The organism is Thiomonas arsenitoxydans (genome assembly GCF_000253115.1).
GTDB lineage: Bacteria > Pseudomonadota > Gammaproteobacteria > Burkholderiales > Burkholderiaceae_C > Thiomonas > Thiomonas arsenitoxydans.
Genome location: NC_014145.1, coordinates 140,264 through 163,684 on the forward strand (window position 1 = coordinate 140,264; position 23,421 = coordinate 163,684).

Genomic DNA, 23,421 nt, shown 5'->3' on the forward strand with positions numbered 1-23,421 from the left:
GGCGTGATGGCATGGATGCCGTCGCGCCGGTTTTCCGGGGCCGCGTGCCTCGGGTTCAGGCTCCGAGTTTTCTGAATTCACGACTTCTCTGCTTCGAGGTCCACCATGACATATCCTGCCGAACGCCATGCGCAGGCGACCCTTTCGGGTCGCGAGCTGGCACTCAAGCGGCGCCAGGCCATGGCGCTGCATGGCAAGGCCGGTTCGGCCAAGCCTGCTGGCGCCCCTGCGCGCCAAAGGCCGGAGATGGCTGCCGCATCTTCTGCTGCTTCTTCGCAGTCGCGGCCCGCCTCCGCCGTATCGGCAGCCCCTGTCGTGCGTGCGGCCGCCTTTGCCTCCGCCTCTGCGCCCACCGCGTCCTTGAATCCGCCGCAGGCGCAGCTCAGTCCAGCGCGTGCGCGCCGCCAGGCGCTGTCGCAGCAGGGCAAGGCAGCGATCAAACTGGCTGGAAGCGGCGGCCCGAGCGCGCATCTGCGCCCCTCGGTCGCTGCGATCTCTAGTGAGGCTTCTTCTCGTGATGCATCCGCGAGTTGCGGCTGCGCCACCGAGCAGTCCTGTGGTTGCGGTTGCGCCGATGCGGCTGCGGCGCCATCCACCCAGAGCGCGATGTTCGCACCCGCTGCCGAGGTGTCAAACGCTGTTCGCGCGGTGCCGATGGCGGGAGGTCGCGCCCTGGCGCAGGCCCGCCGTGCCGCGCTGGCGCAGGATGGCAAGGCTGGTCTGCGTCGTGTGGCGCAGGCCACCAAGATTGCGGCGTCGCTTCCGGGGCAGGATTGGCAAGTCGCCATGAGCAAGGGAGCAACCGCTCGCCAAGTGGCGATGCAGCGTCGTCATGTGCAGTCGCTCGTCGGCCGCGCGGGCGCCTGCGCCTCTGCCGAGTCCTCGCGCCCCAGTGGTCGCATGAAGGCTCGCAACACGCAGGCTCCCGTGCCGATGAAGGTCGAGGAAGGTCACACCCTTTCGGGCCAACGCGTGACGGGCACTCAAGTCGAACGCAGCCAGCGCGTCAGCGGCAACGAGCCGGGCTCCTGCCGCGCCATCACCGGAACCGAATACATCGGCTCCGAGCAATTCGACACCTTGTGCAAGACCCGCCCCGCTCCCAATCCGCCGAAGGTGGGCGTGAGCACCACGCTGCGCGAACAGCGGGTCACCGGGACCGAAGTGGGCCGGTCCTCCAAAATGACCGGCGACGAGCCAGGTTCTTGCCGCGCCATCACCGGTACCGACTATTTGAGCGCAGAGCGGTACAAAGAATTCTGCGACACCCGCCCTCAACCCGGCGCTCAAAAGGTCGGCCGCGGCACCACCGAAATGGGTCAGCGCTTCACCGGCACTTTGGTGGATCGCCCGGTGAAAGTCACCGGCGGCGAGCAAGGCTCGGATCGCACCGTCACCGGCACCAGTTACAGCATGGCCAGTGCGGATACCGCGCCGAACAAGGTCGAGATTTCCACCACGGCGCAAGGCAAGGCCGTGACGGGAGCGGGTCTGGGTGCGCGCAAAGGTATGACGGGCGATGAGGCCGGCGCCTGCCGCCCGGTGACGGGCACGCAATATCTGTCGAGCGAGCAGTTCGTGCAGGTCTGCGGCACCGAAGCCCCGGCGCAGCCGCGCAAGGTCAGCGTGATGTCCAGCCGAGATGGTCAGAGTGTGACCGGCACCGATGTGGGTCGCAGTCCGCAAGTGACCGGCAGCGAAGCGGGTTCCGCTCGCGCCATCACGGGCAATCAGTATTTCAATGCCAAAGACTTCGGCGGCGCTTCCACTGCGGCGCCGGCCAAGGTCAGTTCGATGCAGACGCTCAGTGGCCGGTCGGTGACCGGTTCAGAGGTCGCGCCCAGCCCAAAATTGTCCGGTGATGAGTCATACGGGTGCCAACCCGTCACCGGCGTCGACTATATCGGCACCCAACAACTGGCCGCAGTGTGCGAAACCGCACCGGCCATCGCACCCGTCGCGAAAGTGGCGGTCGACCAGACCTGGAAGGGTCAGAAGGTCACAGGAAGTCATGCGGGCCGTAGTCAGCGCGTCACCGGCAACGAGGCCGGCGCCTGTGCGCCCATCAGCGGCAACAGCTATTTCGGCCAGGGGCAGTATGCCGAGTTCTGCGCGGCGCCTGCGCTGCAGCAACAGCGCAACCTGCAACGTGACAGCACCACGGTTTCGCTGCGCGCCATTACCGGAGACCGGCCTGGCGCCGGAGGCTCGGTGATGACCGGTGACGAACGTGGCGCCTGCGAGCCGGTAACTGGTACGCCTTATCTGGGCATGGACACCATGCCGGGCCAATGCGCCACCAGTGGCCGTTTCGTCTCGCGCGCTCGACCGGTCGAGGAGCCTGTGCGCGATCCGGCTCCTGCGGGCTTCAGCATTCTGACCCGCGGGCATGCCTCGCTGGGACGTGAACGCGATCAAGCCGTGACCGGTAACGGTATGGGCTCGGAGCGCATCTCCGGCTCGATCAACAAGGCCGAAGGTCTGATTACCGGCACCCCCGAGTTCCGCAAGCAGGATGTGCAGCGACTGCAAGCCCAGCAGCAGGTGCAGAAAGACGCTCTGCTGCAACGTGCGGCGCAGCGCCTGAGTGGCGAGGGCAGTCAGCAAGGCACCAAAGTTTCGGGTGACGTGTGGCTCGACAAATCGCGCGTAACCGGCACGGAAGGCACGTCGAGCTTGATGCGCAATCTGTCGATGCGCGGCCAGCCCCGTGGTGCGGGCGCCAATGCCACCACGTTCCGCGAGGTGGAGCGTCCCGAGGTGCCCGCATCGCGTGTGACCGGCTCGTCAGGCAACACCGAACGCGGTGCGCCGGTGACCGTTTCCGGCGGCGCGCGCGGCTGAGGCGAGGGCAAGTCCGATGAACACGCTCAAGCGCAGAACGGCTCTCCAGGCCAGTGGCGCCTACCTGCCGACGCAGGAGGGTTCAGCGCCGCATTTGCACGCCGTCCGCCCCGCGTTGCATGCAGGCGAGCATGCGATCGACAACCCGGCCTGTGTCATCGGCCCCGGGCAGCGCTGCGAACATGCCTTGGTCGATTCCGAGCTCAACTGCCGCTTGTCCGACTATGAGCGCATCGTGCGCGGCCGCTTCAGCGGCATTGTCGACGTGCTCAAGGAAATCTCCGCGCTGCAGCACGAGCGAGACTTCGCCGAGCGCGCGCAGCGGCTGGCGCAGGAACGGCTGGGCTATGCCTTGCCGCAACAATTGCTCGACGATGCCTGGGTGTCAGGCCTGGACATGAAGGCGCTGCATACGCACTGCATTTTCCAGAGTTTCAAGGTTTGCGTGGATCGCACCGATGCCGACCAGTCGCTGTGGCTGAACCGCATGGCGCTCACGCCCGAGTTTCTCGCCGCCTGCGGTTATCACACCGTGGACGTCACTCCCTGCGCCGACGGTCGCCTGCAAGGTTTGCTGCCTTTCGTCTTCCGCATGGCGCCCAACCGCAACGTCTATCTCAAGGCGTATGCGGGGGCGATGTTCGATGTCGAAGCCGATATGGTCGATTGGGGTCATCGCGAGATCGAGCGACTGAGCGGCGGAATTCCCGGTGGCGAATCGCAGAACTATCTGAAGATCGCGGTGTACCACTTCAGCAGCTCGCACTCGCATGAACAGGGCTGCGCCTTTCATGCCAGCAATGACAAGCAGGCGGTGGAGTCGGCCAAGCAGCGTCTGGACGAATTGCGCATCGCCATCGAACGCACCTATGGCGTGGGCGCCGCGCCGGACATTCTGCTCGTCGGCCTCGACACGGATGTGGATGCGCTGCGCATTCACCTGCCGGATGCCGACGGCGATGTGAATCCCTACCGTTACGTCGATACGGCAGAGCTGTACCGCGAAACCGTGGGGCTGACGGCACAAGCCGCTCGGGCTCACATTGCGCAGCGGGTGGACGAAGCGCAGAACATGGACGGTTGGGCGCAGGGACGCGGCGTGATGATCCCGGGCATGCGGCAGCTAGTACTGGCGCTGGCTGAGGCCAATCTGTCGCAGATCGAGTATGTGATCCATCACCATCAGGGCCGCTACACCGTGCTGGGCCACGACGAAGAGTTCATCTGCGCCGGCGAAGCCACGCAGTATGTGCAGATGCGCAATAAGTATTACTTCGCCCATCTCGATACGGTCGAGGAAGGCGCGGCCGATGTCGATGTCGGCATCAAGATTTTTACCGGCCTGAACGTGCGGCATGGCCTGAGCGTGCCCGTGCTGGTGCATTTTTACTATTCGTCGCGCGTGCCCGGCTCGCGCGAACGCGCGCTCAACCGCGCAAAACAAGTCAAGGCGGCCATCGAAGCGAGGTATCCGGCGCTGGTGGCGCGGGAACTGCTGACCTGCCGCATGGCGCTGTCCGACCGTTTCGACACCGAACGCTGCGTGTTCGTTGACGAGGCGGAGGCGGACTCAGGACATTGAGGGAAGACAGATGCGCATCATGCGAGTGGAAAAGACGCTGGTATCGACGAATCGGATCGATTCGTTCGGTCATCGTCCGCTGCTCGTCGTCCAGGAAAAAGCGGGTGGCACGCGCAGCGTGGCGGTCGATGCAGTGGGCTGTGTGCCGGGAGATTGGGTGATCTGTGTGGGTTCTTCTGCTGCGCGGGATGCCGCAGGCGCCAAGGATTTTCCGTCCGATCTGACCATCGTCGGCATCATCGACCATTGGACTGCGGAGGGCTGATGGAAATCTGGCGCGTCAAGGACGAACTGGTTTGTACCCGGCGTGCGCCGGGGCTGAAGTCCGCTTCGTTGCGCGTTTTGCAGGGACAGACAGGCAATATTCAGGTGGCCACCGATCCGGTGGGTGCGCCGGTGGGCAAATGGGTGTTTACCACCCTGGGCAGTGCAGCAAGGCTGGCCATGCCCGACCCGAGTGTCACCACGGATCTGACCATCTGCGGAATTATCGAGGGCTGGGAGGAGTGAACCCGTCAACGGGTTTTCCGTGCAGTCGTGTGAGCAAGAGGGCACCTCGGGCACCGGGCTCGGTGCTTATGGGTGGGAAGTCGACTTTTAGACAAGGAGTGACAAATGGCTGAACGGATGGGCATTGCCCTGGGAATGATCGAAACACGCGGCCTGGTGCCGGCGATTGAAGCAGCGGATGCCATGTGCAAGGCGGCGGACGTGCGCCTCATTGGCCGCCAGTTCGTGGGAGGCGGCTACGTTACCGTGCTGGTGCGTGGCGAAACCGGTGCGGTGAACGCGGCGGTGCGTGCGGGCGCCGATGCCTGCGAGCGCGTGGGTGACGGCCTGGTGGCTGCGCACATCATCGCCCGCGTGCATGGTGAAGTCGAGGGCATTCTGCCCGAAGCGCCGTCGGCCTGAGCTGGCGGCAGGCATTGGTAATTGCAAACCTTTGAGGAGCGAGAAATGGCGAACGTGAATGGAATTGCCCTGGGTATGATCGAAACGCGCGGACTGGTGCCGGCGATCGAAGCGGCTGATGCCATGTGCAAGGCAGCGGAAGTGCGACTGATCGGTCGCCAGTTCGTGGGCGGCGGCTACGTCACCGTGCTGGTGCGCGGCGAAACCGGCGCGGTCAACGCGGCGGTGCGCGCGGGTGCCGATGCCTGCGAGCGCGTGGGTGACGGCCTGGTGGCTGCGCACATCATCGCCCGCGTGCACAGCGAAGTCGAAGGTATTCTGCCTTCCACGCCGAGCGCCTGATCGGCGCTGATTGGCGCTGATTGGCGTTCAGCATGAATGCGCCGACCCCGCCCGCATGGTTGCGCCCAGCGGCGGATGCGGTGAAACCTGATGGAGATTTGGAAATGGCAAGTGTGACGGGTATTGCCCTTGGCATGATCGAAACGCGTGGTCTGGTGCCCGCGATCGAAGCGGCCGACGCGATGTGCAAGGCAGCGGAAGTGCGACTGATCGGTCGCCAGTTCGTAGGGGGGGGCTACGTGACCGTACTGGTGCGTGGCGAAACCGGTGCGGTGAACGCGGCGGTGCGTGCGGGCGCCGATGCTTGCGAGCGCGTGGGCGACGGCCTGGTGGCTGCCCACATCATCGCCCGCGTGCACAACGAGGTGGAAGGCATACTGCCGACCAGCCCCGATGCAGAGGGCGGTGGCCGCGATGCGGAAATCACCTCCACCCGCAGTTAAATACGCAGCTAAGCACGCAGGTCCATATGCCGGTAGATTCCCGCACCCTGGGTTGGTTGACGCGCGCACTCGGTCATGAAATGACCGCAGTGCAGCAGTACCTTGCCCAAAGCGTGCTGGCCCGGCTGTGGGGCGATGCGGCCTTGGCCGCTGAGCTGCGGCGCGAGGCGCTCGAAGAGCTTGATCACGCCAGCGCGCTGATGGAACAACTCATTCTGCACGGCATCGCGCCTTGCGCGGGCAATTTGCCGCCCGCCCGTCTGGGGCGCAGTCCAGCCGAGTTGCAGGTGCATGATGCGCAGTTGGAGACCTCGGCGGTGCATTTGTATGCAGACGCCCTGCGTCATGCGCAGCGGGTGCGCGATGGCGAGTCGGCCGCCTTGTTTGCGCGCCTGCTCAACGAAGAATCGCAACATCTGCAGCGGGTGCAGCATACCGAAGGAGCCTCACATGGATGAACAAACCGCATCGTGGCGCGAGCAGGGCAAACCGCCGATGCTGTTCAAGCGCTTCGCCTTCGGCAGTTACGCCCAGACGCGCGCCTTTCTCGATGCGCTGGCGGCCTTGTCCGAAGAAACCGGGCAGCATCCGCAGAACATCAACTTCGGCACGACCTACGTCAACATCACCCTCGATGCGGCCGACGGTGCCACGCTGGGCGAGGCCGAGCGCGCCTTTGCCGCCCGGGTGAATGCCTTGGCGGGAAGTTCGGGCTGAGTCATGGCAGCCGCCCAAGTGCTGGCCGTCATCAACCAGAAGGGCGGCGCTGGCAAGACCACGCTGGCCATGAATCTGGCTGCCGGGCTGGCCCGGCGCGGGCCGACGGTGGTGGTGGACCTCGATCCGCAAGGCTCTGCGCTGCAATGGGGTGGCGCAGGCGCGCAGCCCTACCCGGCCACGGTCAAACAGATCTCGGGCCGCTGGGACGGCGCCGGGCTTCGGCAGACTTACAAGGCCTATCAGCACATCGTGCTCGATTGTCCGCCCTCGCTCGACAGTCATGCCTCCAGCCAGGCGCTGCGGTCCGCCGATGTCGCGCTCATCCCCGTACTGCCCTCGCCGGTGGATCTTTGGGCCAGCCTGCGCCTGCCGCAAGAGGTGGAAGCCGCGCGCACGCAAAACCCGGGGCTGCGTGCCTTTCTGGTGCTCAACCAGATCGAGCAACGCAGCGCCCTTTCGGCCGCCATGCAGGATGCGCTGGCCGAGTTCGGCCTGCCCGTGCTGCAGGCCGCCATGCGCCGCCGCGCCATCTATCGCGCCTCGGCGCTTGACGGCCTGTCGGTTTACCAGATGGGCGCCCGCGGCCAGGGCGCCGCGGACGAAATCGACGCCATACTCAAGGAGGTTTACCCATCATGAGCAGCATCAAGGAAAAGTTGACCCAAAGCGTGCGTCAGGCACGCTCCACCCAACCCGCCAAGACAGCCGGCGCCCCGGCTCGCGCCGCAACGCCCGCCACTGAGGCGGCGAGCAAGCCCGCGTCCGCAGTCAAGGCAGCCGCAGTCGCCAAGCCTGCTCCGCGCACGGTCGCCAAGGCGTCGGCAATGCCCCTGGCGGCAGAGCCTGCCTCGTCGGCCTCTACGCTGTTCCCGCAGCGCGTCTGGCCCGATTGATTGCCCGATTGTGTTTTTCGCGCCGGTCGGCCCTGAGCCGTTCCGCGCTTTGTTGAGAGAGATTGCCATGCGTCACGAAGACTACGTTCGCACTTATGCCCCCCGTCAGGATGCACGTCCTGCGCGAGCCGGTTCCGTCATGCCTGCCGCCCACCGCCCGGCGGCCGATCTGAGCGCAGCGCCTGCGAGCGGGCTGGACGCCTACCGTGTCGCCCGCGAGCCCTATTACCGTGCGCTGAGCGACGAAGTCGAGCTGTACGAGGCGGCTTATTCCGTGCGCCTGCCGGTCATGCTCAAGGGCCCCACGGGCTGCGGCAAAACCCGCTTCGTCGAATACATGGCCTGGAAGCTGGGCAAGCCCTTGATTACCGTGGCCTGCAACGAAGACATGACCGCCTCCGACCTGGTGGGCCGCTATCTGCTCGATGCCAACGGCACCCGCTGGCAAGACGGCCCGCTGGCCATGGCCGCTCGCTTGGGCGCCATCTGCTATCTCGACGAAGTGGTCGAGGCGCGGCAAGACACCACGGTCGCCATTCACCCGCTCACCGATGCGCGGCGCATTCTGCCGCTGGAGAAGAAGGGCGAGATCATCGAGGCGCATCCCGATTTCCAGGTGGTCATCTCCTACAACCCCGGCTATCAGAGCCTGATGAAGGACCTCAAGCAATCCACCAAGCAGCGTTTTGCCGCGCTCGATTTCCACTACCCCGAGCACGAAGTCGAAGCCGAGATCGTGGCGCATGAATCCGGTGTGGGTCTGGAGGTGGCCAAGAATCTGGTGCACATCGCCGAACGCTCGCGTAATCTCAAGGGGCACGGGCTCGACGAAGGCATCTCCACCCGCATGCTCATCTACGCCGGCTCGCTGATCGCGCAGGGTGTGGCGCCGCTGGGAGCCTGCCGCATGGCGCTGGTTCGACCGATCACCGATGATCCGGACATGCGCGATGCGCTGGACGCCGCGGTGACCACCTATTTCTGACCTTCGCTAGCGCTGCGGCCCCCAGTCGCCACGGGCCGCGCGCAGTGAGTCCATCATGGCCATTCACCTCGAAGAATTCCAGGAACTCGTCGACGAGCTGCCGAGCGGTGCGCAGGACGTCCTGCGCGCGTCTTGGAACGAGGCGGCGCGCGCCTTCTCCTCGCGCGGCCTAGACAACTTCCTCAAGGGAGCTGCCGCGCTGCACCAGCTTGGCCGCGGTGAAGAGCTGGTGATCACCTACCTGCAGTCCATGCCCGAACTGGCCCGCGCCATCGGTGAGGACGTGCTGCCCGATCTGGTCAATTTTCTGTTGGCCATGGCTTCCAAGACCTCTGGCCAGGTGTTGGCGCTGATCGCTGCCACTGCGCCCCTGGCCGGTCAGCGGTTGGGCGACGAAGAGTTGTTTCGGCAGTTTCTCAGCGTGCTGTCGCTGATGCTGGCACAGGCGCCGCGAGGCTTGCGGCCCATGCTCGAAAACCTGGAGCGTTTGCTGTCGCAGCTCACCCTGGGCGGGCTGCGGCGCTGGGCCCAGTGGGGCGCGCAGGCCTACAAGGCTGATTTTGACGGGCAGGTCGCCTACTTTTCGCTGCAAAGCCCCGATGCGCTTTCGATGTTGCAGCAAGAGCGCAAAGGCACGCTGTTCGTGGACATGCAGCGTCGGCTCAACATCTATCTGCGGGCGATGTGGGGACGTGACTTTTTCATGCGCCCGACCGCAGGCGACTACGAAAATCGCGAAGGTCTCAAGCCCTTCATCGAGCGCTACGTCATTCACATCGCCGATGCCTACGACGACTTTCGCCCTCTCGGCCCCGACACGCCGTCAGAGCAGATCGTCAGCGCGCTGGACGTCTATCGCGCCGCGGCCAACCACTGCGCCGCGCATCTGGTGTTCACCACCGAGCCGCTGTCCATGCAGGCCCTGTCGCCGCTGCAGATCGGTCTGATCGAAGTCATCGAAGACGCACGCGTCGAGGCGCTGGCTATTGCTCAGTTTCCCAATATGCGTGAGGCGTGGCTGGCCCTGCAGCCGCCTGCCGACTACAGCGAGCCCAAGACCGTGGGCGATCTGCTCAACCGACTCGCGCGCGCGCTGTTGGAGGAGCACAGCGCCGATCCGCATCCTTGGGTACAACAGGGCGTGGCCCATTTTCGCGCCCAGCCCGACTTGTTGGATGCGAAATTCAGCTGGAACGTAGGCATCGACCTCTCACACCCCTTGGCGGCGCTGGATCTGCCGGAATACAACCGCCGCACCGATGGTCTGCGCGCGCTTTATCGCGACGACAACCGCGCCATCTGGGAGCTGGAGGAGTACGACGAAGCGCAGGCGTTGCAGGCCACCTGGGAGACGCAGCAGCAGGTGCGGCGCAAGGTCAGCGTCATGGAGATGGTCAACGAGGTCGATAACGAATTCGCCGGTGACGACGCGCAGGAGGTCTGGATTCTGCCCACCGAGTTCTATCTCGACCAGGAAGGGGTGACCATCAACTCGCTCGAAGGCCGCCCGCCGATTTCCGAGCCCTTTCACTATCCCGAGTGGGACTACCAGATCCAGCTCGACCGCCCAAGCTGGGCCACCGTGCTCGAGCGTCATCCGCCGGTGGGCGATCTGTCGGTGATCGACGCCATTCTGGCCGAGCACAAGCCGGTGGTGTCGCGTCTGAAATTTCTCATCGAGTCGATGATTCCGCAGGGCCTGCAGCGCATCCGGCGCCAGGAAGACGGCGACGACATCGACATCGATGCCGCCGTGCGCGCCATGACCGATGTGCGCATGGGCGTTCAGCCCGACCCGCGCATCATGGTGCGGCTCAAGCGCGCGCAGCGCGATCTGGCCGTGATGGTGTTGCTCGACATGTCCGAGTCGTCCAACGACAAGGTGCGCGGCCACGACTATTCCGTGCTCGATCTCACCCGCGCCGCCACCGTGCTGCTGGCCGAAGCGCTGCAACGCATCGGCGACCCGTTCGCCATCCACGGCTTCTGCTCCGACGGCCGCCACGACGTGCACTACTACCGCTTCAAGGATTTCGACCAGCCCTATGGTGATCTCGCCCGTGCGCGGCTGGCCGGCATGAAGGGCAGCTACTCCACCCGCATGGGCGCTGCGCTGCGCCATGCCGGGCACTATCTGGAGCAGCAGCCCAAGCGCAAGAAAATCTGCTTCGTCGTCACCGACGGCGAGCCCGCCGACAACGATGTGCGCGACCCGCAATACCTGCGGCACGATACCAAGCGCGCAGTCGAACAACTGCTGCAGCAGGGCGTCACGGTCTACGCGCTGTCGCTCGATCCGCACGCCGATCTGTACGTCTCGCGTATTTTCGGCGTCAAGAACTTCACGGTGATCGACAAGGTCGAACGCCTGCCCGAAAAGCTTCCTATGCTCTACATGAGCCTTACCCGCTGAAGGCGCGCCAGGCATGAAAATCTCCCTGCGCACTTTCGTCTTCATCGACGCCCTGCAGCCGCAGTTGGCGTCCTATCTGGCCACTTCGTCGCAAGGCTTCTTGCCCGTGGCCGGCGATGCCTGTCTTTGGGTGGAGGTGGGGCCGGGCATGGCGGTGCACAGCCTGTCGGATGCGGCGCTGAAAAAAACCAACGTGCGCATGGGCGAGCAGGTGGTCGAGCGCTCTTTCGGCTCGATGGAGCTGCACTACCGCAACCAAAGCGAGGTGCTGGCTGCCGGCGGCGTGATCCTGCAGCAGCTCGGGGCCAGCGAGCAGTCGCGGCTGCGCTGCAAAGTGGCGTGGAACGAAATCATCCGCGCCATCACCCCCGACCACGCCACCCTCATCAACCGCCAGTTTCGCAAGGGCTCGATGATCCTGCCGGGCAAGAGCATGTTCATCCTCGAAGTCGAGCCCGCGGGTTATATCGTCTACGCCGCCAACGAGGCGGAGAAGGCGGCCCAGGTCACCCTTGTCGATGTGCGGCCGTTCGGCACCTTCGGGCGGCTGACCATGATGGGCAACGAGGCCGAAGCCGCCGAAGCGCAGCGGGCGGCGATTGCCGCCATCGAGCGGCTGAACCAGTCCGCGACGCATCACTGAACGAGCCGCCTCCACATGGACATCGATTCCACCGCCAAGCGGCTGCTGTTTTCCACCGTCCGGGTCGACACCGTGCTCGACGACGGCAGCGAAGGCTCCGGCACCGCCTTCGTCGTGCGCCATACGCATGCCCGCGGCGTGACGGACTTCGTCGTCACCAACCGCCATTTGGTGGAGGGCGTGCGGCGTGGCGGGCTGGTGTTCACGCAAAAGCGCCAGGGTCGGCCCGCGTTCGGCCAGCGCTTCCAGCTCAACATCGACGAGTTCCCCGCCGCCTGGCATCTACACCCCGACGCTGAGGTCGATCTGGCCCTGGTGCCGCTCGCGCCGCTGCAGCAGGCGGCTGAGCAGCAAGGCGTGGAGCTTTATTTCGAGCCGATCGACAGCCGACTCATTCCCGACGCCGCGACCTGGCAGCAGTTCGACGCCCTGGAAGACGTGCTGTTCGTCGGCTATCCCAGCGGCGTGTGGGATCAGGTCAACCTCATGCCCATCCTGCGCCGAGGGACTACGGCGACGCCCGCCGCACTCGACTTTGAAGGGCATCGGCAGTTTCTCATCGACGCCGCGGTCTATCCCGGCTCCAGCGGCAGCCCGGTGTTCATCGAACGCCGAGGCGGCCAGATTTCACGGCGCGAGGCCACGCGCGATCTGCTGTTCGCCGGGGTGGTTGCCGCGGTGTTTTTCCGTGAGGAAGCGCACCACATCGTGCCCGCCCCGGTGCCTGCCAACAACCGGGGCATGGCGCTGGGTTCTGAGATGATCGATCTGGGGTTGATCATCAAATCCGATAAAGTGTTCGAGCTCATCCACTCTTACCTTCAGCGCTGGGTGGCCTGAGCGGCGACCACATCGGTCTCAACGACCGACGACCGCCCGACCGAAACGAGCTCAACATGCAAGAAAAACCGATTTATCCCGGCTATCACGCCGACGCGCACGGCATGACCCAGCTTGGCCGGGTGGTGCTAGACGCCTGGGTTTTCGGGCTGCTGCCCGAAGCCGAAGACTGCAAAGGCTGGGACCTGCAGCGCATGCAGGGGCTGATGCAGAAAGTGGAGGCCGAATGGGATCAGCACGGCAATCTGCCCAGCCGCCTGCCGCCGGAACTCGCCGAGCGTCACCGCGCCCTGTATGAGCGCGCCATGCAGCGTGCGCAGAGCAAGGGCTGGAACGCCGAGCTCGACGACGAAGACTGATCACATGGGAGAGCTGTCGAAGCTCGCCTAAGATGATCGCTTCGCATCGCCGTCTCACTCCTCACTCATGTCTGCACTCGATTCGCTGGCTGCTTCCACTGTCGTCGTGGTCGATACGGCCGATTTGGATCTGCTGTCCCGCTGGAGCGCGCGGGATGCCACGACCAATCCCAGTCTGATTCGCAAGGCGGCCGCCGATCCGCGCTATGCCCGCCTCGTCGCGGCCGCAGTGAGCGGTTCTGCCGACGTCAATGATCGTCTGGACGCGCTGCTCGTGGCGTTCGGGGTGCAAATTCTGCAGCGTCTGCCGGGCCGGGTGTCCACCGAGGTCGATGCGCGCCTGTCCCACGATACCGAAGGCACCTTGCGGCGCGCCCGCGCGCTGATGGCGCGATATGCGGCGCAGGGCGTGCCGCGCGAGCGCGTGCTGATCAAGATTGCCGCCACTTGGGAAGGCATTGTCGCAGCCCGCATGCTCGAAGCCGAAGGCATCCACTGCAACCTCACGCTGTTGTTCAGCTTCGCACAGGCGCAGGCTTGCGCCGCGGCGGGTGTGAAGTTGATTTCGCCTTTCGTGGGACGCATCACCGACTGGCATCGCCTTCAGGCTGGCGGGGCCTGGGACGCCGAGCAGCGTCGCGGCGCCAACGACCCCGGCGTGCAGGCTGTCAGGCGCATCTGGTATGACTACAAGCAGCAAGGCGTGCCGACCGAGGTAATGGGCGCGAGCTTTCGTGACCTGGACCAGATCGCTGCCCTGGCAGGCTGTGACCTGCTCACCATTCCACCGGCCTTGCTCGATGCCCTGGCGGCCAGCGACCGCGCGATGCCGCGTCAACTCGACGCGGCGCAGGCAGGCCCGGCGATCGACCCCCTGCCGCCCGTGCTGAGCCAGCAGGACTTTGAGCAGTGCATGCGCACCGACCGCATGGCCACCGAAAAGCTGCAAGAGGGCGTGCGCCTGTTCAGCGCAGACACTGAAGCGGTGCTGTCTCAACTGGCCGCGGCGTGAAGCGCGCAGTTCCTACGGTCGCTCTTTCGTGTCGTTGCGCTTTTACATTCCGCCCACTGAGGCCATGCTGGCGCCCGGCCTGTTGACCCTGCCCGCGGCGACGGCCAAGCATGTCAAGGTCTTGCGATTGAAGGAGGGCGAACCGGTCGCCGTGTTTGACGGCACCGGCGGCGAGTGGTCGGGCGAGGTCATCGACCCCAAAACCCTGCTGCTTCGCACCCACCATGCGGTGGAGCGCGAAGCGGACGTGCGCGTCATGCTGGCCGTGGGCATGCCGGCCAACGAGCGCATGGATGCTTTGGTGGAAAAGGCGGTGGAACTGGGTGTCGCGGCCATTCAGCCCTTGATTACGCGGCGCAGCGTGCTGCGTCTGCAGGGCGAGCGTGCGCAGCGGCGGGTGGCGCACTGGCAAGGCGTCGCCATTGCAGCGTGCGAGCAGTGCGGCCGCAATCGCGTTCCCGAGGTGGCGCCGGTGGCGACACTGTCCGATTGGCTGCAGCACCTCGGCAACGACAACGCTCGGTTGCATCGCTGCGTGTTGAGCCCGTTGGCGACGCGTGCGCTTGAGCCCTTTGCCGCGGGCGAATCAGGCTGGATGGTCTCCGGGCCCGAGGGTGGACTGGGCGAAGACGAAATCGCCCTGCTGCAGAGATCGGGGTTTCAAGCGGTCAGCCTGGGGCCGCGCGTGTTGCGCGCCGATACCGCGCCGCTTGCTGCGCTGATGCGCGCCTGCGGCTGAGCGCAGCGACCGGCGCTGCGACTACGGCTCAGCGTTGGCCAAGTCCTTGCCGGGTGCCAGAATGTCGGTGCCGAAGGTTTCCGCCAGAAACGATTCGCCATGCTCCAGAATGAAATAGCGGAATGCTTCCGCCCCCGGTGACAGCAGTTTGGCCAGACTGTTCACCGCGTACCAGCGTCGCAGCAAGGGCATGCCCTCGATCGACGGCACGGTCAGCAGGTTGTTGCGCAATTCCAGGTCGATGGTGTGCAGCGACAGGAAGCTGATGCCCATATTCGCCATGACCGCCTGCTTGATGGTTTCGTTGCTCTGCATTTCGGTGAACAGGGGCAGCTCCATCTGATGCTGGTGCAGATACTCCTCAAAAGTGGCGCGCGTGCCCGAGCCGGGTTCGCGGATGATGAAGTTGAACTGCGTCAGCAGTGTGGCCGAGTGCGGCCCTCCGGTCGATAGCGGGTGCTGTGGCGGCGCGATGATGCCCATGGGGTGGGCGGCAAAGGGTTCGGCGCGCGTGGCAACGTCTCGCGGCGGTCGGCCCATGATGGCGAGATCCAGCTCGCTGTTCTGGAGATGACTCACCAATTGTTCACGGTTGCCCACCGAGAGCCGGACCTCCACATGGGGATACTCGGCGTGAAAGCGCGCCAGCAAGCGTGGCACGAAATACTGGGCCGTACTCACCATGCCAATGGTCAGTCGGCCGGCCTTGATGCCCCGCAGGCGCGCCATGGCGTCCTCGGCGTCTTTGAGCGTTGCAAGAACCTTGCGGGCATAGACCACCAAATACTCTCCCGTCAAGGTCAGACTGACGGACTTGCCCTGACGCTCGAATAGGGGGAGCCCGACCTGCGACTCCAGCTCTCTGATTTGCATGGAGACAGCAGGCGGCGTGAGGTGCATTTCCTGGGCCGCCTTGCCAAAGTGCAGGTGGCGCGCAGCGGCGCTGAAGACGCGGAGCTGACGGATGGTCGCGTTTTTCATCAAAATTCCTGATCTGAACATCAACAAATCGTGAATTTACCTTAATTCGAGCCACCGCTTATATTCGGCCTAAGCGATAAAGATTAGGAATGAATTTTGTCATTCACCTTTTCGCCATGGTCATGGGTCGCACCGTTTGTGAACGGGCTCCGAAGTTCTACTTCAGGAGCTTTTACCGCAGCCAATGAAGTCTGTTCATGCGAGTCTCCGTTTTGGGGCTGCGGGCTTTTTGAAGTGACTTGCGCTGATGGGCGTCCTGCTGACGTCTCAGTGATTTCTCAGGGGTTGGTCCGCCGACCGCAGGTTGCTTCAAAAAGTCATCGGGCCTCGAGCCAGCAGATTCACCCGCACGTCTGAAGTGCGGGGCAGGTCTGTTGTCCCTGGCCCATAACCATTGGGAGCTCCACCATGCAGTCAGGTCGCACCACCGTCTCAAAATTCCTCATCGAGCAATTGCACGGCACCGATGATCAGGCCGATCTCGCCGCCTTGCTCGTGGATGTGACCGCCGCGGTCAAGGCCATCTCCGCCATGACCTCCAAGGGGGCGCTCGGCGGCTTCCTCGGTGCGCTCGACACGCAGAACGTGCAGGGCGAAGTACAGAAAAAGCTCGACGTGCTCTCCAACGACGCCATGATCCAGGCGTGCGAGTGGGGCGGCCTGGTCGCCGGCATGGCGTCCGAAGAAATGGACGACCCGTACACCCTGCCGAAGGAATTCGAGCGCGGCCCCTACATGCTCATTTTCGATCCGCTCGACGGGTCGAGCAACACCGACGTCAACGTCTCGGTCGGCACCATTTTTTCGGTGCTGCGCCACACCAAGATCGGCGACCCCACCGTGGCCGACTACCTGCGCCCCGGCGTGGAGCAGGTCGCTGCGGGTTACGCCATCTACGGCCCGGCCACCATGCTGGTGCTGACCGTGGGCAAAGGCACGCACGGATTTACCCTTGACCGCGAAATCGGTAACTTCATCCTCACCCATCCCAATCTGCAGATTCCCGCAGACACCAGCGAATTCGCCATCAACACCAGCAACGAGCGCTTCTGGGAGCCGCCGATTCAGCGCTATGTCGCGGAGTGCAAGGCCGGCAAGACCGGTCCGCGCGGGCGCGACTTCAACACCCGCTGGATCGCCTCGATGGTGGCCGACGTGCACCGCATTCTCATGCGCGGCGGTATTTTCATGTACCCCAAAGACACCAAAGACCCGAGCAAGCCGGGCCGTCTGCGCCTGATGTACGAAGCCAATCCGATCGGCATGATCATCGAGCAGGCGGGCGGTGCGGCTTCCACCGGGCGCGGGCGTATTCTTGAGGTGCAGCCAAGCTCGCTGCATCAGCGCGTGCCGGTGATGCTGGGCTCCAAGAACGAGATCGAGCGTCTGGAGCGCTATCACGCCGAATATGACCGGGGCGAAGACAAAGCCTTTGAGTCGCCGCTGTTCAAAGAGCGTTCGCTGTACCGCGACGAAGCCAGCCGTTGAGCGTTGCGGCCGCAGGGTCGGCTCGTTTCGGCAGCATCGAAGCGTAGGGCCCCGCCGCCATTGCTGCGCTTTGCGCCGGATCAAACCTGGCAGCGACCCGCATCAAGACGGGCGCTGCATGCATTGATTTCCTTGTCTTGAAAAGAGGCTCGCACCATGTCTGTCAAACATCCCATCATTGCCATCACCGGGTCGTCGGGCGCCGGCACCACCACGGTGATGCGCAGCTTCCAGCACATCTTCCGCCGCGAACAGCTCACCGCGCAAATCGTCGAGGGAGATTCCTTCCATAAGTTCAACCGCATGGAAATGCGCGAGGAGATGAAAAAGCAGGAAGCCGCGGGCAACCGTCACTTCAGCCACTTCGGCCCCGACGCCAACTTGCTGGGCGAACTGGAAACCGTGTTCAAGACCTACGGCGAGACCGGCGGCGGCAAGGTGCGCAAGTACATCCACGATGCGGGCGAGGCGGCCGAATTCGGCGTCGAGCCGGGCAACTTCACCGAGTGGAAGGACATCAAGCCGGGTTCCGATCTGATGTTCTACGAAGGTCTGCACGGCGGTTACGCCTCTGGCGAGATCAACGTGGCCAAACAGGTGGACCTGTTGGTAGGCGTGGTGCCCATCATCAACCTGGAGTGGATTCAAAAGCTGCACCGCGACCAGATCCAGCGCGGCTACTCGCAAGAGGCGGTGATGGACACCATCCTGCGCCGCATGCCCGACTATGTGCATCACATCGCGCCGCAGTTCTCGCGCACCCACGTCAACTTCCAGCGCGTGCCCACGGTCGATACCTCCAACCCCTTCATCGCCAAAGACATTCCCACGCTCGACGAGAGCATGGTGGTCATCCGCTTCGCGAACCCCAAGGGCATCGATTTTCCCTACCTGCTGTCCATGCTCCACGACTCGTGGATGAGCCGCCCCAACACCCTGGTCGTGCCCGGCGGCAAGATGGGCATTGCCATGCAGCTCATCTTCACGCCGATGATTCTGCGTCTGATGGACCTCAAGCGTCGCGCAGGTTAACCGCGTTGTCCAAACCCGGAAGAATTTCAACATGACTACCGTTCAAATCGACACCCAACAGCGCCGCCGTCTGGCCAACGCCATCCGCTTTCTCGCCATCGACGGCGTGCAGGCCGCCAACTCCGGCCACCCCGGCGCCCCCATGGGCATGGCCGACATCGCCGAAGTGCTGTGGCGCAATCACCTGCACCACAACCCGGCCAATCCGCACTGGGCCAACCGCGACCGCTTCGTGCTGTCCAACGGCCACGGCTCGATGCTGATCTACGCCCTGCTGCATCTCACCGGCTACGACCTGCCGATCGAGGAGCTCAAGCGCTTCCGCCAACTGCACAGCAAAACGCCGGGCCACCCCGAAGTGGGCTACACGCCGGGCGTGGAAACCACCACTGGCCCGCTGGGTCAGGGCATCGCCAACGGCGTGGGCATGGCGCTGGCCGAAAAAGTGCTGGCCGCGCAGTTCAACCAGCCCGGCCATGCCATCGTCGATCACCACACCTATGTGTTCCTCGGCGACGGCTGCCTGATGGAGGGCATCAGCCACGAGGTCTGCTCGCTGGCCGGCACGCTCAAGCTCAACAAGCTCATCGCCTACTACGACGACAACGGCATTTCCATCGACGGTCATGTCGAGCACTGGTTCTCCGACAACACCGCGCAGCGCTTCCAGGCCTATGGCTGGAACGTCATCGGCCCCATCGACGGCCATGACGCCGTTGCCGTCGAGAAAGCCACCGCCGAAGCCAAGACCAGCGACAAACCCACGCTCGTCATTTGCCGCACCACCATCGGCTGGGGTTCGCCCAACAAGGCCGGCACGCACGATGTGCACGGCGCCGCGCTCGGCCAGGCCGAGGCCGACGCCACCCGCAAGGCCCTGGGCTGGGACTACGGCCCGTTTGAAATTCCCGCCGACATTTACCAGGCCTGGGACGCCAAATTCCACGGCGCCAAGCTCGAAGCCGACTGGAACGAGCGCTTCGCCGCCTATGAGAAGGCCCATTCCGCACTGGCCGCCGAATTCAAGCGCCGCATGGCCGGCGATCTGCCTGCCGATTGGGGTCAGACCGTGCAGACCCTGTATGCCAAGGCGCGCGAGGTCACTGCGGCGACCGCCACGCGCAAGTCCTCGCAGATCGCGCTTGAAACCCTGGTGCCCGCGCTGCCGGGCCTGTTCGGCGGTTCGGCCGACCTGACCGGTTCCAACCTCACCGCGGTCAAGGCCTCGCATTCCTTCGAGAAGGCCGCGCCCGGCACGGCGTTCAACTATCTGTCGTATGGCGTGCGCGAATTCGGCATGGTGGCCATGATGAACGGCATGGCGCTGCATGGCGGCTTCCTGCCCTACGGCGGCACCTTCCTGATGTTCTCCGACTACTCGCGCAACGGCGTGCGCATGAGCGCGCTGATGAAGCAGCGGGTCATCCACGTCTTCTCGCACGACTCCATCGGTCTGGGCGAAGACGGCCCGACGCACCAGCCGATCGAGCAGCCGTCCAGCCTGCGCCTCATCCCCAATCTGGATGTGTGGCGCCCGGCCGACGTGCTCGAAACCGCGGTGGCCTGGAAGCACGCCATCGAGCGCAAGCATGGCCCCAGCGCCCTGCTGCTGTCGCGGCAGAATCTCGTCTCCACCCCGCACCCGGAAGACGCCGAACGCACTATTTCGCGCGGCGGCTATGTGCTGTCCGAAGCGCAAGGCGGCAAGCCGCAGATCGTGCTGATCGCCACCGGCTCCGAAGTGGAAATCGCGCTCAAGGCGCAAGGCATGCTGGCCGAACAGGGCGTCGCGGCCCGCGTGGTCTCCATGCCCTGCACCAACGCCTTCGACCGCCAGGATGCGGCCTACCGCAACGAGGTGCTGCCCGCAGGCTTGCCGCGCGTGGCCATCGAGGCGGGTCACCCGGACTTCTGGCACAAGTATGTCGGCCTGAACGGCGGCATCGTCGGTATCGCCACCTTTGGCGAATCCGCCCCCGCGCCCCAGCTTTATCAGTACTTCAAGGTGACGGCAGAGCATGCGGTCGCCGTGGCGAAGTCCGTGCTGCAAGCCGCTTGAGTCTGACCCGACACGCAACAGGATGACGCAAGCCATGTTCGATTTGGTGATGTTCGACCTCGACGGTACGCTGGTGGAAACCGCGCCGGAAATCGCCGACGCGGTCAACGACCTGCTGCGCGATCAGCAACTGCCCGAAGTCTCCGAGCATCTGATCCGCGCCTGGATCGGACATGGCACGCGCGAACTCATGCTGCACGCCTATGCGCATGCCACCGGCCTCGAAGAAGAGACGGTGCGGCGCACCGGCACGCTCGACATCCTGATGCCGCGCTTTGCCGAGTTCTATGCCGTGCGTACCGGGCAGCGCAGCCGCCTCTATCCCGATGTGCTCAGTACGCTCAAGGCCTTGCGCGCGGCGCAGGTACGCATCGCGCTGGTCACCAACAAAGAACAGCGCTTCGCCACCACGGTGCTCATGGTGCATGGCATCCGTCACTACTTCGACATGGTGGTGGCCGGCGATACGCTCGAAGCCAAGAAGCCCGATCCGCTGCCGGTGCGCTACTGCCTCGACGCCTTCAAGCTGCGGGCAAACCGCGCGCTGTTCGTCGGCGATTCCGAGATCGATGTCGCCACCGCGCGTGCCGCCGGCGTGGCGGTCTGGGCGGTGCCCTATGGCTACAACCACGGCAAGTCGATCGCCCTGGCCGAGCCCGATCGCATCATTCCCACGGTGGCCGCAGTCGCCGAGGCCGTGCGGGCGTCGGCCTTGCACGCTTCCGATTGAGGGCGCGCTCAAAACGCCGCCTGCACACGCCACACCCCACTTTTTCTCAACCTTCATTCAGGAGATCTCATATGACCATTCGCATCGCCATCAATGGATTCGGCCGCATCGGCCGCATGGTGTTCCGCGCCGTGGCGCAGGAAGCCGAGTTCAAAGACTTGGAGATCGTCGCCATCAACGACCTGCTCGAGCCGGACTACCTGGCTTACATGCTGCAGTACGACTCGGTGCATGGCCGCTTCAACGGCACGGTGGGCGTGGAAGGCAACAACCTGGTGGTCAACGGCAAGAAAATCCGCCTCACCGCCGAGCGCGATCCCGCCAACCTGAAGTGGAACGAAGTGAATGCCGACGTGGTGGTTGAAGCCACCGGCTTCTTCCTCACCCTCGATACCTGCCAGAAGCACATCGACGCTGGCGCCAAGAAAGTGGTGCAATCCGCCCCCTCCAAGGACGACACGCCGATGTTCGTCTATGGCGTGAACCACTCCAAGTACGCTGGCGAGAAAATCGTCTCCGCCGCCTCCTGCACCACCAACTGCCTGGCCCCCGTGGCCAAGGTGCTCAACGACAGCTTCGGCATCAAGCGCGGCCTGATGAGTACGGTGCACGCCGCCACCGCCACGCAGAAGACCGTGGACGGCCCGTCGAGCAAAGACTGGCGCGGCGGCCGGGGCATCCTGGACAACATCATCCCGTCGAGCACCGGCGCGGCCAAGGCGGTGGGCAAAGTCATTCCCGAGCTGAACAAAAAGCTCACCGGCATGGCCTTCCGCGTGCCCACGCCTGACGTCTCTGTGGTCGACCTGACCGTCGAGCTGAACAAGGAAGCCAGCTACGCCGACATCTGCGCGGCGATGAAGGCCGCTTCCGAAGGCCCGCTCAAGGGCGTGCTCGGCTATACCGAAGACAAGGTGGTCTCCACCGACTATCGCGGCTGCTCCATGCCGTCGATCTTCGACGCCGATGCCGGTATCGCTCTCGATTCCACCTTCGTCAAGGTCGTGTCCTGGTACGACAACGAGTACGGCTACACCTGCAACATGATGCGCTTCGTCAAGCACGTCGCCAGCAACTGATGCCGCCAGCCCCGCTGCCTTGACGACTCATCAAAACACCCGTCAGCGGGGTGCAACCGAGGAGAGACTGATGCAAATCCTGACCTTTGAAGAAGTGTGCAAGCGCGGCTTCGCCCAGGACAAGCGCGTATTCATTCGCGCCGATCTGAACGTGCCGTTCAACGACAAGGGCGAGATCACCGAAGACACCCGGGTGCGCGCTTCCGTGCCCGCAGTGAAAATGGCGCTCGACGCCGGTGCCGGGGTGATGATCACCTCGCACCTGGGCCGCCCGACCGAAGGTGAATTCAAGCCCGAGGATTCGCTGGCCCCCGTGGCGAAGCGCCTGAGCGAGCTGCTCGGCCTGCCGGTCAAGCTGCAGGCCAACTGGGTGGACGGCGGCTTTGACGTGCGTCCTGGCGAAGTGGTCATGCTCGAAAACGCTCGCGTCAACAAGGGCGAGAAAAAGAACGACGACGCGCTGTCGCAAAAAATCGCCAAGCTCTGCGACATCTATGTGAACGACGCTTTCGGCACCGCCCACCGCGCTGAGGCGACCACCTATGGCATCGCCAAGTACGCGCCCATCGCCTGTGCGGGCCCCCTGCTGGCGGCTGAGATCGACGCCATCAGCCGCGCGCTGGAAAAACCTGCGCGCCCGCTGGTGGCCATCGTCGCAGGCTCCAAGGTCTCCACCAAGCTCACCATCCTGCAAGCCCTGGCCGACAAGGTCGATGGCCTGATCGTGGGCGGCGGCATCGCCAACACCTTCATGCTGGCCGAAGGTCTGCCCATCGGCAAAAGCCTGGCCGAGCCCGATCTGGTGGATGAGGCGAAGAAGGTCATCGCCAAAATGAAGGAACGCGGCGCCGAGGTGCCCATTCCCGAAGATGTGGTGGTGGCCAAGCAGTTCAGCGCCACCGCCGAGGCCACCGTCAAAGACGCCAAGGATGTGGCCGCTGACGACCTCATACTCGACATCGGTCCCAAGACTGCGGCCAAGCTGGCGGCCAAGCTCAAGACCGCGGGCACCATCGTCTGGAACGGCCCGGTGGGCGTGTTCGAGTTCGACGCCTTCGCCAACGGCACCAAGGTGCTGGCCGAGGCCATCGCCAGCAGCCCTGCCTTCTCCATCGCGGGCGGCGGCGATACCCTGGCGGCGATTGCCAAATACGGCATCACCGACCGCATCGGCTACATCTCCACCGGCGGCGGCGCCTTCCTGGAAGTGCTCGAAGGCAAACAGTTGCCCGCTTTCGAGATCCTGCAGCAGCGCGCCAAGCAGCCCTTGTCTTGAAGCCCATGCTTTGATCGTTTTGAACCTGTTCACTATCTCTTGAGGAGTC

25 protein-coding genes are annotated in these 23,421 nt (G+C 64.4%); 24 read left to right on the forward strand and 1 reads right to left on the reverse strand.

The features are described from left to right. The first annotated feature begins 105 nt into the window (after positions 1 to 105). The 18 genes from THI_RS00615 (at position 106) to THI_RS00700 (ending at position 14,727) form a co-directional block, all read left to right on the forward strand. Complete coding sequence (locus THI_RS00615; protein WP_013104280.1) at positions 106 to 2,844, forward strand: alpha-carboxysome scaffolding protein CsoS2; 2,739 nt, start codon at positions 106 to 108, stop codon at positions 2,842 to 2,844. Positions 2,845 to 2,860: 16 nt separating this feature from the next. Next, entirely contained in the window at positions 2,861 to 4,426 is a 1,566-nt protein-coding gene (locus tag THI_RS00620) for a carboxysome shell carbonic anhydrase (protein ID WP_013104281.1), read from the forward strand. 10 nt (positions 4,427 to 4,436) lie between these two features. Next, positions 4,437 to 4,691 carry an alpha-carboxysome shell vertex protein CsoS4 gene (locus THI_RS00625; protein ID WP_013104282.1) on the forward strand — a complete coding sequence of 85 codons (255 nt, stop codon included), beginning with the start codon at positions 4,437 to 4,439 and terminating at the stop codon, positions 4,689 to 4,691. After that, positions 4,691 to 4,936: a carboxysome peptide B gene (locus THI_RS00630; RefSeq protein ID WP_013104283.1), complete on the forward strand. Its 246-nt coding sequence runs from the start codon at positions 4,691 to 4,693 to the stop codon at positions 4,934 to 4,936. Before THI_RS00625 ends, THI_RS00630 begins: the two co-directional genes overlap by 1 nt. A gap of 105 nt (positions 4,937 to 5,041) precedes the next feature. Next, positions 5,042 to 5,338: an alpha-carboxysome major shell protein CsoS1 gene (locus tag THI_RS00635; RefSeq protein WP_013104284.1), complete on the forward strand. Its 297-nt coding sequence runs from the start codon at positions 5,042 to 5,044 to the stop codon at positions 5,336 to 5,338. A gap of 45 nt (positions 5,339 to 5,383) precedes the next feature. Then, on the forward strand, positions 5,384 to 5,680 hold the full coding sequence (locus tag THI_RS00640; RefSeq protein ID WP_013104285.1) for an alpha-carboxysome major shell protein CsoS1: 297 nt from the start codon (positions 5,384 to 5,386) through the stop codon (positions 5,678 to 5,680). A 104-nt stretch (positions 5,681 to 5,784) separates the two neighbouring features. After that, positions 5,785 to 6,123 carry an alpha-carboxysome major shell protein CsoS1 gene (locus THI_RS00645; protein ID WP_013121931.1) on the forward strand — a complete coding sequence of 113 codons (339 nt, stop codon included), beginning with the start codon at positions 5,785 to 5,787 and terminating at the stop codon, positions 6,121 to 6,123. A 26-nt stretch (positions 6,124 to 6,149) separates the two neighbouring features. Continuing rightward, on the forward strand, positions 6,150 to 6,581 hold the full coding sequence (locus THI_RS00650) for a ferritin-like domain-containing protein (RefSeq protein ID WP_013104287.1): 432 nt from the start codon (positions 6,150 to 6,152) through the stop codon (positions 6,579 to 6,581). Continuing rightward, positions 6,574 to 6,840, forward strand: a complete 267-nt coding sequence (locus THI_RS00655) for a 4a-hydroxytetrahydrobiopterin dehydratase (protein WP_013104288.1) — start codon at positions 6,574 to 6,576, stop codon at positions 6,838 to 6,840. Before THI_RS00650 ends, THI_RS00655 begins: the two co-directional genes overlap by 8 nt. 3 nt (positions 6,841 to 6,843) lie before the next feature. Beyond that, positions 6,844 to 7,482 (forward strand): ParA family partition ATPase, encoded by a 639-nt coding sequence (gene parA / locus THI_RS00660; RefSeq protein WP_013104289.1) that lies wholly within the window; start codon positions 6,844 to 6,846, stop codon positions 7,480 to 7,482. Further along, on the forward strand, positions 7,479 to 7,736 hold the full coding sequence (locus THI_RS00665; RefSeq protein WP_013104290.1) for a hypothetical protein: 258 nt from the start codon (positions 7,479 to 7,481) through the stop codon (positions 7,734 to 7,736). The genes parA and THI_RS00665 overlap by 4 nt, the downstream gene beginning before the upstream one ends. A 67-nt stretch (positions 7,737 to 7,803) precedes the next feature. After that, positions 7,804 to 8,721 carry a CbbQ/NirQ/NorQ/GpvN family protein gene (locus THI_RS00670; RefSeq protein WP_013104291.1) on the forward strand — a complete coding sequence of 306 codons (918 nt, stop codon included), beginning with the start codon at positions 7,804 to 7,806 and terminating at the stop codon, positions 8,719 to 8,721. Between the two features lie 55 nt (positions 8,722 to 8,776). Next, a complete protein-coding gene (locus THI_RS00675; RefSeq protein ID WP_013104292.1) occupies positions 8,777 to 11,134 on the forward strand; it encodes a nitric oxide reductase activation protein NorD in 2,358 nt (785 codons plus the stop codon). A gap of 13 nt (positions 11,135 to 11,147) precedes the next feature. Then, positions 11,148 to 11,777 carry a microcompartment protein gene (locus THI_RS00680; RefSeq protein ID WP_013104293.1) on the forward strand — a complete coding sequence of 210 codons (630 nt, stop codon included), beginning with the start codon at positions 11,148 to 11,150 and terminating at the stop codon, positions 11,775 to 11,777. A gap of 15 nt (positions 11,778 to 11,792) precedes the next feature. Then, positions 11,793 to 12,617: a S1 family peptidase gene (locus THI_RS00685; RefSeq protein WP_013104294.1), complete on the forward strand. Its 825-nt coding sequence runs from the start codon at positions 11,793 to 11,795 to the stop codon at positions 12,615 to 12,617. Between the two features lie 56 nt (positions 12,618 to 12,673). Beyond that, on the forward strand, positions 12,674 to 12,976 hold the full coding sequence (locus tag THI_RS00690) for a hypothetical protein (protein ID WP_013104295.1): 303 nt from the start codon (positions 12,674 to 12,676) through the stop codon (positions 12,974 to 12,976). Between the two features lie 67 nt (positions 12,977 to 13,043). Continuing rightward, a complete protein-coding gene (locus THI_RS00695) occupies positions 13,044 to 13,988 on the forward strand; it encodes a transaldolase family protein (RefSeq protein WP_013104296.1) in 945 nt (314 codons plus the stop codon). 28 nt (positions 13,989 to 14,016) lie between these two features. Further along, on the forward strand, positions 14,017 to 14,727 hold the full coding sequence (locus THI_RS00700) for a 16S rRNA (uracil(1498)-N(3))-methyltransferase (protein WP_013104297.1): 711 nt from the start codon (positions 14,017 to 14,019) through the stop codon (positions 14,725 to 14,727). 21 nt (positions 14,728 to 14,748) lie between these two features. Here THI_RS00700 and THI_RS00705 read toward each other — a convergent pair whose 3' ends face one another. Continuing rightward, entirely contained in the window at positions 14,749 to 15,708 is a 960-nt protein-coding gene (locus THI_RS00705; protein WP_013104298.1) for a LysR family transcriptional regulator, read from the reverse strand. A 408-nt stretch (positions 15,709 to 16,116) separates the two neighbouring features. Here THI_RS00705 and THI_RS00710 point away from each other — a divergent pair, with 408 nt between their 5' ends. The 6 genes from THI_RS00710 to THI_RS00735 all read left to right on the forward strand — a co-directional run bounded on the left by THI_RS00710 (position 16,117) and on the right by THI_RS00735 (position 23,372). Then, positions 16,117 to 17,196 carry a class 1 fructose-bisphosphatase gene (locus THI_RS00710; protein WP_013104299.1) on the forward strand — a complete coding sequence of 360 codons (1,080 nt, stop codon included), beginning with the start codon at positions 16,117 to 16,119 and terminating at the stop codon, positions 17,194 to 17,196. A gap of 156 nt (positions 17,197 to 17,352) precedes the next feature. Continuing rightward, positions 17,353 to 18,228 carry a phosphoribulokinase gene (locus THI_RS00715; protein WP_013104300.1) on the forward strand — a complete coding sequence of 292 codons (876 nt, stop codon included), beginning with the start codon at positions 17,353 to 17,355 and terminating at the stop codon, positions 18,226 to 18,228. Positions 18,229 to 18,259: 31 nt separating this feature from the next. Next, complete coding sequence (gene tkt, locus THI_RS00720) at positions 18,260 to 20,287, forward strand: transketolase (protein WP_013104301.1); 2,028 nt, start codon at positions 18,260 to 18,262, stop codon at positions 20,285 to 20,287. Positions 20,288 to 20,321: 34 nt separating this feature from the next. Further along, entirely contained in the window at positions 20,322 to 21,017 is a 696-nt protein-coding gene (gene gph / locus THI_RS00725; protein ID WP_141130553.1) for a phosphoglycolate phosphatase, read from the forward strand. 71 nt (positions 21,018 to 21,088) lie between these two features. Then, on the forward strand, positions 21,089 to 22,096 hold the full coding sequence (gene gap / locus THI_RS00730; RefSeq protein WP_013104303.1) for a type I glyceraldehyde-3-phosphate dehydrogenase: 1,008 nt from the start codon (positions 21,089 to 21,091) through the stop codon (positions 22,094 to 22,096). Between the two features lie 70 nt (positions 22,097 to 22,166). After that, positions 22,167 to 23,372 carry a phosphoglycerate kinase gene (locus tag THI_RS00735; protein WP_013104304.1) on the forward strand — a complete coding sequence of 402 codons (1,206 nt, stop codon included), beginning with the start codon at positions 22,167 to 22,169 and terminating at the stop codon, positions 23,370 to 23,372. Positions 23,373 to 23,421: the final 49 nt, after the last annotated feature.